12 protein-coding genes, 1 tRNA gene and 1 other RNA gene are annotated in these 16597 nt (G+C 69.5%); 9 read left to right on the forward strand and 5 right to left on the reverse strand.

Annotated elements, in window-relative coordinates:
- The first annotated feature begins 48 nt into the window (after positions 1-48).
- Positions 49-882: a polyphosphate--glucose phosphotransferase gene (gene ppgK / locus IEW13_RS13760; RefSeq protein WP_188551502.1), complete on the forward strand. Its 834-nt coding sequence runs from the start codon at positions 49-51 to the stop codon at positions 880-882.
- A 44-nt stretch (positions 883-926) separates the two neighbouring features.
- On the opposite strand, the gene rnpB is transcribed toward ppgK, so the two are convergent.
- Positions 927-1323: RNase P RNA component class A (gene rnpB, locus IEW13_RS13765), an RNA gene on the reverse strand.
- A 28-nt stretch (positions 1324-1351) separates the two neighbouring features.
- Here rnpB and IEW13_RS13770 point away from each other — a divergent pair.
- Positions 1352-2110: a YaaA family protein gene (locus IEW13_RS13770; RefSeq protein WP_188551503.1), complete on the forward strand. Its 759-nt coding sequence runs from the start codon at positions 1352-1354 to the stop codon at positions 2108-2110.
- Between the two features lie 144 nt (positions 2111-2254).
- Here IEW13_RS13770 and phoA read toward each other — a convergent pair whose 3' ends face one another.
- On the reverse strand, positions 2255-3928 hold the full coding sequence (gene phoA / locus IEW13_RS13775) for an alkaline phosphatase (RefSeq protein ID WP_188551504.1): 1674 nt from the start codon (positions 3926-3928) through the stop codon (positions 2255-2257).
- Positions 3929-4223: 295 nt separating this feature from the next.
- On the opposite strand from phoA, the gene fdhA reads away from it, so the two are divergent.
- A complete protein-coding gene (gene fdhA, locus IEW13_RS13780; RefSeq protein ID WP_188551505.1) occupies positions 4224-5438 on the forward strand; it encodes a formaldehyde dehydrogenase, glutathione-independent in 1215 nt (404 codons plus the stop codon).
- A 41-nt stretch (positions 5439-5479) separates the two neighbouring features.
- On the opposite strand, the gene IEW13_RS13785 is transcribed toward fdhA, so the two are convergent.
- Both IEW13_RS13785 and IEW13_RS13790 read right to left on the reverse strand, forming a co-directional pair.
- The gene (locus tag IEW13_RS13785) at positions 5480-6256 is read right to left on the reverse strand and encodes a DNA-formamidopyrimidine glycosylase family protein (protein ID WP_188551506.1); all 777 of its coding nucleotides are present in this window, start codon (positions 6254-6256) and stop codon (positions 5480-5482) included.
- A gap of 14 nt (positions 6257-6270) precedes the next feature.
- Positions 6271-10878, reverse strand: coding sequence for a DEAD/DEAH box helicase (locus tag IEW13_RS13790; protein WP_188551507.1), 4608 nt, complete (start codon positions 10876-10878; stop codon positions 6271-6273).
- Between the two features lie 139 nt (positions 10879-11017).
- Between IEW13_RS13790 and IEW13_RS13795 the strand changes: the two genes are divergently transcribed.
- Genes IEW13_RS13795 through IEW13_RS13805 form a run of 3 tightly spaced genes read left to right on the forward strand, consistent with a single transcriptional unit; the run spans position 11018 to position 13648 of the window.
- A complete protein-coding gene (locus IEW13_RS13795; RefSeq protein ID WP_188551508.1) occupies positions 11018-12355 on the forward strand; it encodes a sensor histidine kinase in 1338 nt (445 codons plus the stop codon).
- Complete coding sequence (locus IEW13_RS13800) at positions 12352-13038, forward strand: response regulator (RefSeq protein ID WP_188551509.1); 687 nt, start codon at positions 12352-12354, stop codon at positions 13036-13038. The genes IEW13_RS13795 and IEW13_RS13800 overlap by 4 nt, the downstream gene beginning before the upstream one ends.
- A 34-nt stretch (positions 13039-13072) precedes the next feature.
- Positions 13073-13648, forward strand: coding sequence for a hypothetical protein (locus IEW13_RS13805; RefSeq protein WP_188551510.1), 576 nt, complete (start codon positions 13073-13075; stop codon positions 13646-13648).
- 28 nt (positions 13649-13676) lie between these two features.
- On the opposite strand, the gene IEW13_RS13810 is transcribed toward IEW13_RS13805, so the two are convergent.
- Complete coding sequence (locus tag IEW13_RS13810; protein WP_188551511.1) at positions 13677-14090, reverse strand: NUDIX hydrolase; 414 nt, start codon at positions 14088-14090, stop codon at positions 13677-13679.
- Between the two features lie 149 nt (positions 14091-14239).
- Between IEW13_RS13810 and IEW13_RS13815 the strand changes: the two genes are divergently transcribed.
- From IEW13_RS13815 to IEW13_RS13825, 3 genes are all read left to right on the forward strand, one after another.
- Positions 14240-14313: transfer RNA gene (locus tag IEW13_RS13815), tRNA-Val, on the forward strand.
- Between the two features lie 49 nt (positions 14314-14362).
- The gene (locus IEW13_RS13820) at positions 14363-14563 is read left to right on the forward strand and encodes a hypothetical protein (protein WP_188551512.1); all 201 of its coding nucleotides are present in this window, start codon (positions 14363-14365) and stop codon (positions 14561-14563) included.
- Positions 14564-14644: 81 nt separating this feature from the next.
- Positions 14645-15637, forward strand: coding sequence for a hypothetical protein (locus tag IEW13_RS13825; RefSeq protein WP_188551513.1), 993 nt, complete (start codon positions 14645-14647; stop codon positions 15635-15637).
- The last annotated feature ends 960 nt before the right edge of the window (positions 15638-16597 follow it).

Consider the following 16597-nt stretch of genomic DNA (forward strand, 5'->3'; position numbering starts at 1 on the left):
CGCCTTCAGACGGGGCGGTCATCGTACGTAAGAGCATAAGGAGCATCCGTGCCCAAGAGTAAGCAGCGGGTCATCGGCATCGGCGTGGACATCGGCGGCACCGGGATCAAAGCCGGCCTGGTGGACCTCGACTCCGGCAGCCTGCTGTTCAAGCGCCTGCGCGTCCTGACCCCGAAGCCGTCCACGCCCGAGGCGGTCGTCGCGGCCGTGAGCGAGGTGCTCGCCGCGCTGGCGCAGAAGGCCGTGGAGAACAAGGTGCTGAAGAACACCGCCGCCTTCGGGGAGCTTCCGCTCGGCGTCACCGTCCCAGGCCGGATCAAGGACGGCGTGGTGACGTTCGTGGGCAATGTGGACTCCAGCTGGGTCGGGTACCCGGTGACGGAGCAGATGTCCGCGGTGCTGGGGCACAGGGCGTATGCGGTGAACGACGGCGATGCCGCACTGCTGGCCGAGATGTACTGGGGCGCGGGCCGGGACCACGGCAAGGGCGTCGTGCTCATGACGACGCTGGGCACGGGGGTCGGCGGGGCCTTCGTGATCGACGGCACCCTGTTCCCGAACGTCGAACTCGGCCAGATCCCGATGCACGGCAAACGCGCCGAGAAGTACATGGCCGAGTCGATCAAGGTCGCCGAGGGGCTCAGCTTCGAGCAGTGGGCCTCCCGGCTGCAGGAGTACTACGAGATGCTCGAGCTCGTGTTCGGCCCGGACCTGATCCTGATCGGCGGGGGCGTGTCCAAGGAACATGAGAAGTTCCTGCCGCTGCTGCAGCTCAAGGCGCCGATCCGGCCGGCCGAGCTGTTCAACGACGCGGGCATCGTCGGAGCCGCCTATGTGGGCGCCAACCAGGGGAAGCTGCGGCTCAAGAAGAAACCGTTCTGACCCGCGTCGTCCCGTACCGCCGGTGCAGCTTTCGGTGGCGGGCGTGGATGGGCCGCCCGTACGCCGGGTTCTGTTCCTCACCCGCGGGTGAGGCGATGATCATCCATCTAGCCCTGCCGTTGCCGGCAGAGTCGAGCGATCCACCCGACAGCTCGGGCGAGCAGCCCTGATAGCGCTGTCTGTCTGATCTTGCTCCGGGCGGGGTTTACCGAGCCGCGCCGGTCACCCGGCGCGCTGGTGGTCTCTTACACCACCGTTTCACCCTTACCGGCGCCTCGCGACGCCGGCGGTCTGCTTTCTGTGGCACTGTCCCGCGGGTTACCCCGGGTGGGCGTTACCCACCGCCCTGCTCTGCGGAGCCCGGACGTTCCTCGTCGGCACCGCACTCGTCTGCGCGAAGCAGCGCGGGAGCGGTCCCGCCGCGATCATCTGGACGACCCATCCAGGTTTCATTCTAAGCTTGTGTCTCGTGCGTATCCTGCTTCCACCCTCCGAAGGCAAGTCCCGTCCCCGGCGCGGCCGTCCCTGGACCGCGCATGAGCTGAGCTTCCCGGAGCTCGACGAGTTCCGCCACGCAGTCCATCGGGAGCTCGCCGCGGTCTCCGCCCGCGCGGACGCCCTCGAGCTGCTCGGCGTCGGCGCATCCCTGGCCGATGAGGTCGCGGCGAACACGAGCCTGGCGCAGGCACCGGCCGCGCGGGCGGCGCAGGTGTACACCGGCGTGCTCTACGAGGCGCTCGGCGCCACCGAGCTGGGCGGCACCGCGCTGCGCCGGCTGCGGGAGAGCTGCATCGTGATCTCCGCGGCGTTCGGCGCGGTCAGGCTGAGCGACCGGATCCCGGCCTACCGCCTGTCGATGGGCACCGCCCTGCCGGAGCTGGGCCGGCTCTCGGCCGCATGGCGCGACGTGCTCACGCCGGTGCTCGACGCCGAATGCGCCGGCCACCTGCTGGTGGACTGCCGTTCCGCGGACTACCGGGCGGCATGGCCCGCTCCGAAGGGACGCACCGTCGAGGTCCAGGTCCTGACCCGGGCCGGAGGCCGCACCAAGGTCGTCACCCATATGGCGAAGAAGGCACGCGGCGAACTGACGAGGCACCTGTGCGAGCGTCCCGCTCCGCTCCCGAAGACGCCTGTGGCCCTCCTTGCCGCCGCCTCCGAACGGTGGGAGGCGGAACTCGACGCGCCGAGGTCCGGTACGCCCGGCCAGCTGCGGCTCTTCGTCTAGCGATCCGCCGCGCGCGATCAGCCGCCGGAGACGGCTCGAGCGCGGGCTCAGCATCCGCCCCATCATGCGCGGCGCGCCGCACCCTCCTTCATGCCGGAGAGGATGCGGCGCGCCGGTGATGCGGGGATGGTGCCGGGAACGGACTCAGCCGATCTCGACCCGGCGGCGGGTCTGGCGCACGAGCGCGTAGCCACCGCCGAGCAGCGCCAGCGCGGTCGCCAGGATCAGGCCGACCTGGGCGCCAGTGCGCGGAAGCGATCCGTTGCCGCTGCCGCTGCCACCGGCGTTGGGATCCTCCTCGTCGGGGGCCCCGCCCTCGCCCGGCCCGGGCTCGGTCGGGTCCTCACCCGGCGCGGTGGGATCACCGGAGGGGTCCTCGCCCGGCGCCTGCGGATCACCGGGGACCTCAGCGTTCACATCGAGGCCCAGGCCGTCCACCATGGTGAAGAAGGTGTCGCTCTGATCGGAGAGGCCGACCACATTGGCAGCGCCGGGGCCGTAGGCCGCGATGCGGATCTGGGCACCGGTGTGCTGCTGGGAGGCGCCCTCGTCGGCAGTGCCGTAGTTGATCGTCATGACCCGGTCATCGGCGGTGATCAGGTTGCGGGTCAGGCCCGGAGTGGTCTGCTCGGCCGAGGTGATCTGGCTGGTGTGGGCGTGGTCGGTGGTGACGATCACGAGGGTCTCGCCGTCCTGCTCGGCGAAGGCGAGCGCCTCCTGCACGGCCTCGTCCAGGTCGATGGTCTCGCCGATCTGCCCGCACGGGTTGGCGGCGTGGTTCTGCTTGTCGATGGAGGCACCCTCGACCTGCAGGAAGAAGCCGTCCTCGTTGTCCAGCAGCTCGATCGCCTTGGACGTCAGCGAGGCCAGATCGGGAACGTCGGCGGTGCGCTCCGGGTTGTCGGTGCAGCGCACCGGGGCCTCGTCGGCACCCGTGGCGGTCGCCAGCGGGCCCTCCCAGCGGACCGGGAAGTTACCGTCGTGGAACAGGCCCAGCAGCGGCGCGTCCTGGTCCGCCTGCTCGACGGCGGCCAGTGAGGCGGCGTCGTCGACGAACTGGTACCCGCGCTCCTCTGCCTGCTCCAGCAGGGTCAGGCCCTCCCAGTCACCGGCGCGGGCGGTCTGCTGGAACGAGGCCAGCCCGCCGCCGAGAGTGACGTCCGGGCGGTTGTCGAGCAGCTGCTCGCTGATCGAGCCCAGGCCGCCGTTCTCCTTGGCCTCCTCCGGGCAGCGCTCGGCGGTCTGCTCGGGACCGTAGCAGGCTCGCTGGCTGATGTGGGAGACCAGCACCGCGGGCGTCGCGTCCTGGATCTCGGAGGTGGTGACGTTGCCGGTCTTCAGGCCGTTGGCCCGGGCGATCTGCAGGATGGTCTTCTGCGGGTTGCCGTGCCGGTCGACGGAGACGGCGTTGTTGTAGGTCTTGGTGCCGGTGGCCCATGCGGTGCCCGAGGCGGCGGAGTCGACCACGTAATCGGGCTGCCCGGTCTCGCGGTCCACGGCGTAGGTGGTGTAGTGGCCGGTGAGCGGGAGCTCGTCCAGGCCGGGCAGGCGGCCGGCCGCGCCGACGTGGTAGTTCCGCGCGATCGTCATCTCCGACTCGCCCATGCCGTCGCCGATCATGAGGATGACGTTCTTGGCGCCGGAGTCCTGGATGGCCGCGCGGACCTCGTCGGTGATGTCCCCATCGTGCTGACGGGCGCCGCCGTGCTCGTCGACCGCCGAGGCGAGCGCCTGGGTGCCGCCGAGCATCAGGGCGGCGCCGGCGGCGAGACCGGCGACGGCGACCCGCCCGGTACGGCGCAGGGTGGTACGTCTCATCGGGAGTGTTCCTTCCGCAGAGGGTTCAGATAGGAGTCACAGCGTTTCTGCGTGCAACCACAACGACGCTAAGAACCCCGGTTGTGAACCAGGCCACGCCGGCGTGACGCCCGGGTTAACGTCACGTGAAGATATGCGCATGGTTGCATATAACGCACCCTCGTTCCGCCTTCGCGCTCGGACCCTGGCGCAGCCGGAGGCGCGAGTCTAGACTGCACAGACCACATATTGCCCGCCGTGCATCGGTCTGCGACGGGGCGGCCGGTCCGGTGCGGGCTGGAGGAGGGCGAAGAACGTGGCAGGAAATCGTGCAGTCGCATACCAGGGCCCCGGGCGCGTCGAAGTCCGGGACATCGATTATCCGAGCTTCACGCTCCAGGACGGTCCAGGCGTCAATCCGGCGAATGTCGGGCGGGAACTCCCCCATGCGGCGATCCTGAAGGTCGTCACCACCAATATCTGCGGTTCGGATCAGCATATGGTCCGGGGCCGCACCACTGCGCCGGAAGGGCTCGTCCTCGGCCATGAGATCACCGGTGAGGTGGTCGAGACGGGACCCGGGGTGGAGTTCATCAAGGAAGGCGATCTGGTCTCCGTGCCGTTCAATATCGCCTGCGGCCGCTGCCGCAACTGCAAGGAAGGCGCGACCGGCATCTGCCTGAATGTCAATCCGGACCGGCCGGGCAGCGCGTACGGGTACGTCGACATGGGCGGATGGGTCGGCGGCCAGGCCGAATACGTGCTGGTGCCATATGCCGACTGGAACCTGCTGAAGTTCCCGGACAAGGACCGGGCGATGGAGAAGATCCTCGATCTGACCATGCTCTCGGACATCTTCCCCACCGGGTTCCACGGCGCCGTCAGCGCCGGCACCGGCGTGGGCTCGACGGTGTACGTGGCCGGTGCCGGGCCGGTGGGCCTGGCGGCGGCGGCTTCGGCCCAGCTGCTCGGCGCGGCCGTCGTCATCGTCGGCGACCTGCAGGAAGAACGCCTTCAGCAGGCACGCAGCTTCGGCTGTGAGACGGTCGATGTCTCAAAGGGCGATCCGAAGGACCAGATCGAGCAGATCCTCGGGGTGCCCGAGGTCGACTGCGGTGTTGATGCGGTGGGCTTCGAAGCACGCGGCCACGGCGCCGGCGCCGCCCAGGAGGCGCCGGCGACGGTGCTGAACTCGCTCATGGACCTCACTCGCGCCGGCGGCGGCATCGGCATCCCGGGTCTCTACGTGACCGGTGACCCGGGTGGCGTCGACGAGGCCGCCAAGGAGGGCTCGCTCTCCCTGCGGCTGGGTCTCGGCTGGGCGAAATCGCATTACTTCATCACCGGGCAGTGTCCGGTGATGAAGTACCACCGCGGGCTCATGCAGGCGATCCTGCACGACCGGGTCCAGATCGCCAAGGCTGTCAACGCGACGGTCGTCAGCCTGGATGAGGCGCCTGAGGCCTACGCCGAGTTCGACTCCGGCGTGGCCCGCAAGTACGTCATCGACCCGCACGGCCTGGTCGCCTGAGAGCCCGGTGTGAGGGCGGCCGCCGACGGCCGCGGCCGCCCTCACCGCTGACAGTGCGGGCACCAGTAGACATCCCGCTCACGCAGGGGTTCCGGTCCCAGCCTGCCGCGCTGGATGACGGTGCCGCACCGCCGGCACGGCTGGCCGTCGCGAAAGCAGACGAACAGCCGCCGGCGGGGATCGCCGGTGGTGGTGCGGACCGGCCGTTCCACGTTCTGGCGGATCAGCCGCGCGCCCAGCTCCAGTGCGGCGTGCGCATCGGCGTCCTGCGCCGGCCGCTGCGGCCGTACGCCCAGCAGGAAACAGATCTCATTGGCGTACTCGTTCCCGAATCCCGCCACGAGCCTCTGGTCCAGCAGGGCCATATGCAGCGGTCGGGCATCGGCGGCCAGCCGGTCCCCCGCCGCACGCGCCGTGCGGGAATTCCAGCCCGGCCCCAGCGGGTCCGGGCCCAGATGCCCGATCAGCAGGGATTCCCGCTCCCGCGGGACGAGCCGTACCTGGGCCAGGTCGAAACCGACCGCCTCGATGCGCTGCGTGGCCAGGACGGCCCGGGCCCGGAAGGCCGGCCGGCGCCAGCGCGCGCCGCGACGGTACGTCTCCCACCGGCCCTCCATCTTCAGGTGCGAGTGGAGCGTGTAGCCGCCGATGCGATGCAGCAGGTGCTTTCCCACCGCGAGCACCTCGTCCACGCGGCTGCCGCGCAGATCCGCGGTGGCGGCGCGAGGCACGCGCAGCTCGAAGCGCTCCAGCACTGCGCCGGCCAGCGCGGCATGCAGCATCCGCGCCGTCCGGTGGGCTGTATCACCTTCCGGCATCGCGTTCTCCCCTCTCAGCCGTACCGGCCGCGCAGCACCAGGCCGCGCGGGCTCTCTTCGAATCCCGCTTCCCGGAGGACCCCGGACCAGGGCGACTCCGCGACCCTCCGGCCGTCGATCTGTTCCAGGGCGAACCGCGCGAGTCCGCGGTCCCGGACGGTCTCCACGAGGGAACGGGCAGCCAGCTGCCGGGTCTCCTCGGGGCAGGAAGCCAGGCTGAGGGCACGGCGCCCGCCGCGTTCGACGTAGAGCACCGGTGCGCCTCCGGCGATGACGACGAGCGCACCCGGATTGCGGCGGGGCCGGCGCGATTCTTCTTCCGGCTGCGGCCAGGGCAGCGCCGCGCCGAACGGATTGGCCGGGTCCGTGGCCGAGAGGGTGATGACGTGCTGCGGCGCGGCAGGATCCGGCTGCGCCGGGACCGCCGGGTCCGGGCTCGCCGCGGAGTCCATCCGGTCGGCGAGTTCCCGGATCTCGTCGATGGTGCCCGGCAGGGCGAACTGGGCGCCGCCGAGCCCGTCGACCACGTATCCGCGCCGGCAGTGGCCGGCGCGTTCGAGCTCGCTGAGCAGGCGGTAGGCCTGGGTGAATCCGCCTTCGAAACCCTCGGCCGCGACGGCGCCGCGGGTGACGACGCCATACCGGTCCAGGAGCAGCGCCACCCGCGCGGTGCGCCGCACGGCCTCCGTATCCTCCGCCGGTCCCGTCCCGGTCGTGAGCGACCAGCGTCCGGCGAGCCGCGGTTCGGCCGAGGCCAGCAGCCCGGTGGTGCTTGCGGAAGCGCGGAGCGCGGCGAAGGCGCTGCGCCGGGCGGTCCTGCCGCGCGGCGGCTGACGCCTGGTCTTCTGGGCAGCACGGCCGCCGGCGATGGCGGCGCGCACGGGAGCGAAGGAATCGCTTGTGATGCGCCCGGCCCAGACGAGCGACCAGAGCGCCTCGGTGAGTTCCTCCGTTCCGGGACGATGGCCCGCCTCCCCCAGCGCCTCGGCCAGCGCGGGGGCGAACGAGGCTCCGCGCCGTCGCAGGATGTCCAGGATCGCCTCCTGCAACGGCGTGCCGGGCTCCTCCGCCGGTCCGCTGCGCCGGCTCAGCTGCAGGGCGCCGGCCGGATGCAGGCTGATCCGGCCGTCGTTGCCGGGCAGGCCGCCTTCCCCGAGCCAGACCACCTCGCCGCTGCCGATCAGGCCGTCCAGCATCGCCGGGGTGTAGTCCCTGACGCGCTGCGGCAGCACCATGGTCTCCAGGGTGGATGCCGGCAGCGGATACCCGGCGAGCTGTTCGATCACGGCCAGGAGCCCTTCGGCTCCGGCCAGGGGTGCGGTGCAGTGCTGCCAGGACGCCAGGAACATGGCGTACGCCGGCGGCGGCACCGGTTCGATGCTCCCGCGCAGGCGCGCCAGGGAGCGGTTGCGCAGCCGGCGCAGCACGTCCCGGTCGACCCATTCGTCTGCCTGACCGCCGGCTCCGGCGGGACGGAAGGCACCGCGCAGCACGCGGCCGTCGGCGGCCATGCGCTGCAGCTCGGCGCGGACGACGCCGGCTCCGAGGCCGAATCGCGCTGCGGCTTCCTCTGCGGTGAACGGACCGTGCGTCGCGGCGTGGCGCGCGAGCACCTGGCGCAGGGCGTCCTCGACGGGTGCCGCCATCGCGGCGGGGACGCCGGGAGGCAGCGCAGTGCCGAGGGCATCGCGCAGCAAGCCGGCGTCCTCGATGGCGGCGTAGGCGTCCTGCCGGGCCAGGCGCAACCGGAACGCCCGCCGGGTGGTCGTCAGCTCCTCAAGACGTGCGGAGGCATCGGTGTCGTCCAGGCGGCCGGCGGCTTCCGCGGCGGCGAGCGGACCGAGCAGGCGGAGCAGGTCGGTGGCTCCCTCGGTGCCCCGCAGCCGCCGTCCGGGCGCGGTCCGCTGCAGCTCCGCTTCCACCTCGCTGATGGCGTCCGGGTCGAGGAGCTCGCGGAGCTCGACCTCTCCGAGAAGTTCGCGCAGCAGTTCCGGGTCGACGCTCAGCGCGGCGATCTTGCGCTCTCCCACCGGCGCGTCGCCCTCGTAGATGAACTCACCGACGTACCGGAAGAGCAGGGACCTGGCGAACGGGGAAGGCAACTCCACGCCGACGTCCCGCACGGTGATCCTGCGCCGCTGGATGCGCTGCAGGACCTCGGTGAGGGCGTCGAGGTCGTAGACGTCGCGGAGGCATTCGCGGACCGCTTCGAGCACCATGGGGAAGTCCGGGTGCCGGGAGGCGACTTCCAGCAGCCGGGCCGAGCGCTGCCGCTGTTGCCACAGCGGGGATCGTTTCCCCGGCCGGGCGGCGCCGAGCAGCAGGGCGCGGGCGGCGCATTCCCGGAACCGGGCGGCGAACAGCGCGCTCCGGGTGACCTCGGCGGTGACGATCCGCCGGGCGTCGCCGGCCTCGGTCAGGAAGAACTCGGCACCGGGCGGTGAGCCGTCCATATCCGGCAGGCGGAGGATGATGCCGTCGTCCCCGGCGACGGCGGCGCCCTCCAGGCCGAGCTCGTCCCGCACGCGGGCGTTGACCGCCAGGGCCCAAGGAGCATGGACCGCCATGCCGTAGGGCGAGTGCAGCACCAGCCGCCAGTCGCCCACCTCGTCCTTGCCGCGTTCCACCACCAGGGTGCGGTCTCCCGGCACGGCACCGGTGGCCTCGCGCTGATCGCGCAGGTAGGCGAGCGTATTGCGCACGGCGTACTCGGTGAATCCGGCCCGCCGCAGCCGGTCCGCGGCTTCCTCGTCACGTCCGTCGCGCAGTGCCTCGTCCAGCCAGGTGGTGAGTTCGCCGAGCGCCTGGCCGAGTTCGGCCGGGCGGCCGGCTGCGTCGTTGCGCCAGAACGGCATCCGGCCCGGCGCGCCGAATGCCGGGACCACGTGCACGGCCTCGTGGGTGATCTCCCGGATCCGCCAGGAGGTCGCGCCCAGGGTGAAGACGTCGCCGACGCGCGATTCGTACACCATCTCCTCGTCGAGCTCGCCGACGCGCGTGGCACGGTCCTCATCCCCGATCGCCATCACGCGGAACAGCCCGCGGTCGGGGATGGTGCCGCCGCTGGTGACCGCCAGCCGCTGCGTCCCGGGCCGCGCGGTCAGCATGCCCGCCTCCCGGTCCCAGATCAGGCGCGGCCGGAGCTCGGCGAAGTCACTGGAGGGGTACTTCCCGGAGACGAGGTCCAGCACGCCCTCGAATGCGCCGCGCGGCAGCGCGCGGTAGGGCGCCGCGCGCCGGACGGTCTCGAACCATTCCTCCACCTCGAGCGGACCCGCGGATGCCGCCGCGACGGTCTGCTGTGCCAGCACGTCGAGCGGATTGGCCGGGATGCTCAGGGCCTCCAGACCGCCCTCGCGCATACGCTCGGCGACCGCGGCGGTCTGCAGCAGACTGGCCCGGTGGCTGGGGTAGAGCACTGCCCGGGAGACCCCGCCGACCTGGTGCCCGGCGCGCCCGATGCGCTGCAGGCCGCTGGCGACCGACGGCGGGGCGTCGATCTGCACCACGAGGTCGACCAGCCCCATGTCGATGCCCAGCTCCAGGCTGGAGGTGGCGACGACGCACCGGAGCGCGCCGGACTTGAGTAACTCCTCCACCTCCGCGCGCTGCTCCTTGGAGACCGAGCCGTGATGGGCGCGGGCCAGCGGACCCGCCTCGGCGTCGCCGGTGCGCTCCCGGTGCACCGCATTGAGCCTGCCGGTCAGGCGTTCGGCGAGCTGCCGGGAGTTGGCGAAGACGATGGTGGAGCGTTCTGACAGGATCCGCTCGTACAGCGAGCGCTCGATCGCAGGCCACATAGACCCGATCCGGTGTTCTCCCTGATCCCCTCCCTCCGCCGGCTCCGGCATGGGCGGGGCCGTCATGTCCTCGGCCGGCACCTCGACCGTGATGTCGAAACGTTTCTCCGATGGCGAGGCGACGACCTCTGCGTGGGCACCGCCGCCCAGGAACCGGGCGACCTCCTCGACCGGCCGCACCGTGGCGCTCAGGCCGATGCGCTGAGCGGGCGCCGGCAGCATCGCGTCGAGCCGTTCCAGTGACAGCGCCAGGTGAGCTCCGCGCTTGTTCCCGGCCAGGGCGTGGATCTCGTCGACGATGACCGTGTGCACGCCGGCGAGCGTGCGGGCAGCCTGGCTGGTGAGCATGAGGTACAGCGATTCGGGCGTGGTGATGAGCACATGCGGGGGTCTGGCGACGAGCCGCCGGCGCTCGGCGGCGGGCGTATCGCCCGAGCGGACGCCGACGGTCAGCTGCGGTGGCGGTTCGCCGATCCGGGCCGCCGTCCGGCCGATTCCGGCCAGCGGGGCGCGCAGGTTCCGTTCCACGTCCACGCCCAGCGCCTTGAGCGGGGAGATGTACAGCACCCCGGTCGTCTCCGCCGCCGTCCGGTCCTCCGGTTGCTGCCGGGCGAGCCGGGCAAGCCGGTCAAGGGCCCAGAGGAACGCCGCGAGGGTCTTGCCGGACCCGGTCGGCGCCACGACCAGGGTGTGCGCACCGCGCGAGACGGCGTCCCAGGCACCGAGCTGCGCCTGGGTGGGCGCGGCGAAGGCGTCCGCGAACCACTCCCGCGTGGCCCGGGAGAACCGCTGCATCACATCGCTGCCCACTGTGCCGCTCATCGCTGTTCAGCGTAGCCGCCGGGACGGACGCTCCCGGCCGTCAGGGCGCAGCCGGTGAGGGATCCTCGCCGGCAACGCCCGCCGAAGATCCGTCCCGCGAGGGAGGCGCATCGCACCGAGTGCGCTGGAAGATGGAACCATGACTCCGGCACGTCCTCGCCTCCGGGCACCTGACCGCAGCACCGTCGTGGCAGCATCCGTCGTCGGCGTGCTGAGCATCGCCGTGACGACGTTCTATCTGTGGACCGTCGCCGGTATCCCGGGCGCCTGGCAGTTGCTGGGCTTCACCCCGGGCCGGGTGAGTGCGTGGTTCGCGCTGATCGTGTTCCAGTCGGCGGCGCTGCTGTGGGTGCGGCGCGCCCCCGCCACCGTCCTGGTGGTCGTCTTCGGTCTCACGGTGGCGGCGACGACGCTCGCCATCGACGCCGGAGCCGGCATGGCGCTGCCGCTGTGGTTCGCGGTGTTCACCGCGGTGGTCCAGTTGCCGCCGGCGCGGTCGGTCCCGCTCGTGGCGGGGGTCTACGTGGCGCATATGACCGTCCACGTGTGGCTGTTCCAGTCCGCCGGGTTCGGCACATTGAGCGGGCACGAAGTGCTGCTGTTCGCTTCCAACCGGGCGCTGTTCTACCTCGCCTGCATCGCGGTGGCATTCGCCGTGCGCAATCACCGTGACGAGGCCCGCCGGGCGCAGGAACACGCGACGCTGGCGGACTCCAAGGTGGCTGCCGAGGCACGGGCGGCCACCGGACGCGAGCGTGCCCGGATCGCGCGGGAGCTGCATGATCTGGCGGCGCATCAGCTGGTGGACGTGGTCATGCTGGCGCGCACGGGTCTGATCGAAGGCCGTACGGACGGCGGGAGCAGCCGGCAGGATGCCTCCCAGCAGCTCCTGGCGCAGATCGAGGAGCGCGGCAGTGCCGCGCTGGCCAGTGTCCGCGAGGCCGTGGCCGCCCTGCGCGAGGAGGACACCGGAGCCCGGAGCGACGCGGACCTCGGGACGGGCAGCACGGCCGCCCCGGGCACTCCCCTGCGTCAGTGGCTGGGCGAGATCGTCGCGGAGGCGCGGCAACGCCGCGAGACGGAGATCGAGTTCGGGTTCTTGCCCGGGGCGGAGCCTCCGCCGCCGGTGTGCCGCGCGATGGCCGCCGTCCTGAAAGAGGCCCTGGCGAACGCGGCCGCACACGCCCCGGGGTACCCGGTACGGGTCGCCGTCGGCACCGAGCCGGGCCGCGCCACGATGCAGGTGGACAACCCCTTGCCCGAGATTCCCGCCGCACCGGACCCGGGACGGACCGGCTACGGGCTGATCGGGATGCACGAACGCGCCGATCACATCGGCGGCACCCTGCAGGCACGGCCGCGAGACGGCGTCTGGACGGTCCGGATGGAGGCGCCGTGCGAGGCGGGGCACGCAGCCGCGCCGCCTGCCTCGGTGCCGGGATCGGCGGGGCCGGCGGACCCGGAGGCGAGGCCATGATCCGCCTCGTCGTCGCCGACGACCAGCCTCTCGTGCGCCGGGCACTGCGTGCCTATGCGGCGCAGGCCGCAGACATCGATGTGGTCGGAGAGGCCGCCGACGGCCCAGCCGCCGTGGAGCTGACGCTGCGGGAGCAGGCGGATGTGGTCCTGATGGACGTGCGGATGCCCGGCGGAGACGGGCTGAGCGCAACCCGCCAGATCGTGCGCCGGCGTCCCGCGGCCCGGGTCGTCGTCATCACCACCTTCGATCTGGACGAGTACGTCTTCGGAGCGCTGGAGGCCGGTGCCGCCGGTTTCCTGCTCAAGGACAGTCACCCGGACGAGGTGCTCGCCGCGATCCGTGCCGCCGCCGAGGGCAACGGCCTGGTATCGCCGGCGGTCACCGGGCGGGTGATCGCCGAGTTCGCCCGCCGCGCCGGCCGGGTCCCGGAGCAGGCTCCCGGCGCGGCCGGTCGATCAGGACCGGGATCAACTACGCCCGGCCCCGCGGTCCCGCTGACCGGGCGGGAGGAGGAAGTCCTCGCGGCGCTCGCGGAGGGACTGTCCAATGCGGAGATCGCCGCGCGCCTGGTGATCGAGGTCGGCACCGTGAAAACCCATGTCTCGAACATCATCGCCAAGCTGGGCGTCCGGGACCGTATCCAGGCGGCCGTCTGGGCGCTGCGCCGGCCCGGGAACTGAACCGGCCGGAGACGACTACGAGGAGGACATCATCATGAACGCCACATCCACGCCGTCCGCCGGGCCCGGCACGCGCGCCCGTTCCGGTTCCGCATCGCGCGGGATCGTGCTGATCGTGGTCGGGGCGGTGCTGTTCCTGGCCGGCCCCGTCGCCGGGGTGCTCGGCGGCAGTGCGGCGATGGTCCCCTCCAGTCTGAGCGTCGCCGGCAGCACCGTCGAGGTGGGTACGACCACGACGCTGACGCTGCAGGAGGGCGAGCGCATCGTGCTGCTGGCCCCGCGCGGGCAGCTGGCCGATGTCTCTGCTTCGGACTGTGCCGTGACGGCTCCGGACGGCACGGCGCAGGCAGGACCGGATCGTGAGCCGGCGAGCACGCTGAACACGATGGTGAGCGGGGAGACCTACGAGTCCTTCGCGGGGTTCACCGCGTCCGCCGCGGGGGCGTACGAGCTGAGCTGCCGCACCGATGTGCCCGTGGTGGCGATGCCGCCGGTGTCCGCCCTGGGCATGCTCTCGCCGATGCTGTGGGGCGCTGCTGCGGGCCTGCTCGGCTCCGTGTCCGGGCTCGTCCTGCTGGTGCTGGGCCTCGTGCGCATGGCGCGGCGCTGAGGTGCTGACTCCCCGGCCGGGCGTGCCGTCACCCGTGGACGGGCATCGACGGCAGGATGATCCGGCTCAGCGGGGCGAGGTCGTCGCCGTCCCAGCCGGCGGGCCCGATCCACCGCAGTTCCTCGATCTCCGCCGCGGCGTGTCCCGGGCCTGCGAACGGATGCGTGAAGACGGTGCCCTCCACGTCGCGACCGGGCTCGTTGGCGGCCGGGGCGGTGTAGACGCCGAGGGGACGCAGGGCCTGCGGATCGAGCACCAGTCCCAGTTCCTCGTAGCACTCGCGCACCGCGGTCTGCGCGGCGCTCTCCCCCGGTTCGGGTTTGCCGCCGGGGAGCATGAACCGCACCGTCCCGCGTTTGCGGACCATCAGCACGCGCCCGGACTCGTCCTTCAGGACGACGGCGCTGACGCGAATCGGGGCGGGAGTGTCCTCGGGGGTCATGCGCCCAAGCCTATCGGGCGGGGGCGGGGCACCCGGTGGGACGGCAGAGGCACCGACACACCCCGGCACACGAGCGCGCAGAGGTGCGCGCACAGCGCCGGACATGGAACAATGAACCAGTCGCGCGCGTGGTGAAGGCGTGGCGGCAGGCGCCTATAGCTCAGTTGGCTAGAGCATCTCGCTTACACCGAGAGGGTCGGGGGTTCGAGTCCCTCTGGGCGCACCGGTAACGCTTTAGGCGAACAAATACGACCATTGACTCGAATGTCTAGGTGGGTCAGCAGCAGTGTTGTGGTCGCGCAAAAACTGGCCTGGTAGGCACCCACTATCGGCAGCTCGAACGGGGCTACTGGAAGAAGGACCAGCCCGCCAACCCCTCGATCAAGCTGCTCGTGCAACTGGCGCAGACGTTCGAGGTGCAGGTCGGCGAGTTGTTGCCGAGGGCGCGTAGATTGAAGCCCCCGAACACCTAGATCCGTGGCTGATGCAAAACCGTTGCATAGTACGCGAGTCGGCAGACATCCAATACGTCACCCATATGGCATCATGGTGACATGAAAGTTCGCGAAGAGATTCAGGCTGCACCAGTTGCCGAAGATGTAACTGCCTTGATTGCAGTTACGCGCCCAATCATCGCCGGTCTATTGCACTCTATAGGTGAAGAGTATCTTGCGGTACACGGGGGTCGAGAGAATATTCGACTTGGCGACCTGGGTCGCCTTCGTAAAAGCAATGATGGCGACCTAGGAGTAGCCTTCGAGTACGCTGTTCACGATGCTATCGTGAATGGAACATCGCCGATTGTTTTAGAAAGGGTCGAGGCGGCATTACGTCGATGCAACATTAGACGCGGCAATCCCTCTTCCATTCTATTTGCTATGGAGAAATCGGGCGCGAAGCAGCTGATTGACACTAAGCGAGAGTTAATTACGCCAGATTCAAGAGTCCTTTCTGGTAAGAGGGGTCAGCCTGTAAAACTCCGCGGATACATGAATCAGCTCGCCGCCGCATTTCATCGGCCGACTACTCGACAGGCGTTGCCAAGGAGTATTCAAGGCCTTTGGAAGGCGGATCTATTCTTGGGCTCGACCCTCCCCGATCACTGGGTAGGTACGTCAATTAAGGTTAACCCACGCGCTCTTGAGGGCGCACCGGGCCTCCGCGTGGCGATAGTACCTACAGCCTCGGGAAGGAGTGATGCAGTGAAAAAAGATGACCATAAGAATTTGGTGATTTGTCCACTACCACACGATTTCAGCTTCATGCAAACGTTTCATGAAGGCATGAGAATTGTGCAAGCGCTAATGGCAAAGGACTTCAAGATGCCGTCTGATGCCACACTCCCTAATCCGATGCATCGAGAAGTTGCGCGAGTTTATGTCGAGCGCAGAGACTTTGCAGTTCTGGAAGTACTTGAAGGAATTTACGTGTTTTCGCAGCAAGGCCTTCTCAAGACCGCCACGGCTGATCTTTCCGTTATTTCTTTCGAATCCAACTCAGATGCAGAAACAAGCACGATGCTCGCACCCAAGCCGCTAATAAGCTAACAGTATCCTAAGGCTTGCGCGCACTTCTCTCAGAAGCCGATCTTCACTGGGTTCTCGCCCTCAAGTGAAAATTTCTACAGCTTAATATAGCGAACCTTCCTTCAGGCCCGCCTCTGTATTGACCATACTGGTTGGCGCGGCTACACCTACCCCGTGTGCGGCCGCTACATCTCCTCACCAATATCAGCGTGCTCTTTAAGCTGTTTGAGCCTCAGAAGAGCCCGTCGCACCCTAGCGTCGCTCTTACGGCGCACCGGACCTGAAGTCGTGCCACTTCGGTGTGAGTTCGGTCATCGACCCCTAGTCTTCGTTAGTTTTCCGGGGTCGTGGTGCACGGTCGGGGCAGTAATTCGGCTCTTCGCAAATGAGGGCGTAACGGTGGGTAGCGTGTCGTTGCGGGGGCGAGGGACGAGGTCTCCCGACGATGCGGGGTACCTTCTCCGTCCATATAAAAGACCTCGCCGTGTCCCACGCTACCTGCGACCCTGTCGACCTATCCGTGTTTTGCCGCCTTGACGGGCTTGGGCTCGTCTCCACCGGTCGGCCCATCGCATCTTGCTCGGATGCCAGGTCGCTACGTAGTACAACGCCGTGCTTGCGCAGGAGCCTTCTCATCGAGTCCGCATTGATGGCGTAATTGAGCACTATGAAACGCGGGGTATAACCACTAGCGTGCCTTTTGGGAATTTTCTTAATCTGCTCGGCGGAGATGCGGCCTTCCAAGCTGTGCCGTCTGGCCCGTTAATCAGCCTCGAGTGCCGTGCGACCTTGGCAGTCGTTGATGATCTTGAGCAGTCTATGAGCAGACAGATCCACCAGGGAGTATTTATTGCTCGAGCACAATCTTGCGTACCGAGCAAGGTGGGATGACCGCCCATCGCCACGGGCTGGTGTGACGAGGCCCGCACGCATATAGGGGCTCTTCGGACTTCCGGTGGGGATCACGTGTTGAGTCCGCCT

This window comes from Sediminivirga luteola, assembly GCF_014639315.1.
Classification (GTDB): domain Bacteria; phylum Actinomycetota; class Actinomycetes; order Actinomycetales; family Brevibacteriaceae; genus Sediminivirga; species Sediminivirga luteola.

What these genes read in the sequence shown, in the direction of transcription:
- phoA (WP_188551504.1), bottom strand. Translation starts at nt 3,928, where the DNA reads ATGAGACGTACCACCCTGCGCCGTACCGGGCGGGTCGCCGTCGCCGGT.
- IEW13_RS13785 (WP_188551506.1), bottom strand. Translation starts at nt 6,256, where the DNA reads ATGCCGGAAGGTGATACAGCCCACCGGACGGCGCGGATGCTGCATGCC.
- IEW13_RS13790 (WP_188551507.1), bottom strand. Translation starts at nt 10,878, where the DNA reads ATGAGCGGCACAGTGGGCAGCGATGTGATGCAGCGGTTCTCCCGGGCC.
- IEW13_RS13795 (WP_188551508.1), top strand. Translation starts at nt 11,018, where the DNA reads ATGACTCCGGCACGTCCTCGCCTCCGGGCACCTGACCGCAGCACCGTC.
- IEW13_RS13800 (WP_188551509.1), top strand. Translation starts at nt 12,352, where the DNA reads ATGATCCGCCTCGTCGTCGCCGACGACCAGCCTCTCGTGCGCCGGGCA.
- IEW13_RS13805 (WP_188551510.1), top strand. Translation starts at nt 13,073, where the DNA reads ATGAACGCCACATCCACGCCGTCCGCCGGGCCCGGCACGCGCGCCCGT.
- IEW13_RS13810 (WP_188551511.1), bottom strand. Translation starts at nt 14,090, where the DNA reads ATGACCCCCGAGGACACTCCCGCCCCGATTCGCGTCAGCGCCGTCGTC.
- IEW13_RS13825 (WP_188551513.1), top strand. Translation starts at nt 14,645, where the DNA reads ATGAAAGTTCGCGAAGAGATTCAGGCTGCACCAGTTGCCGAAGATGTA.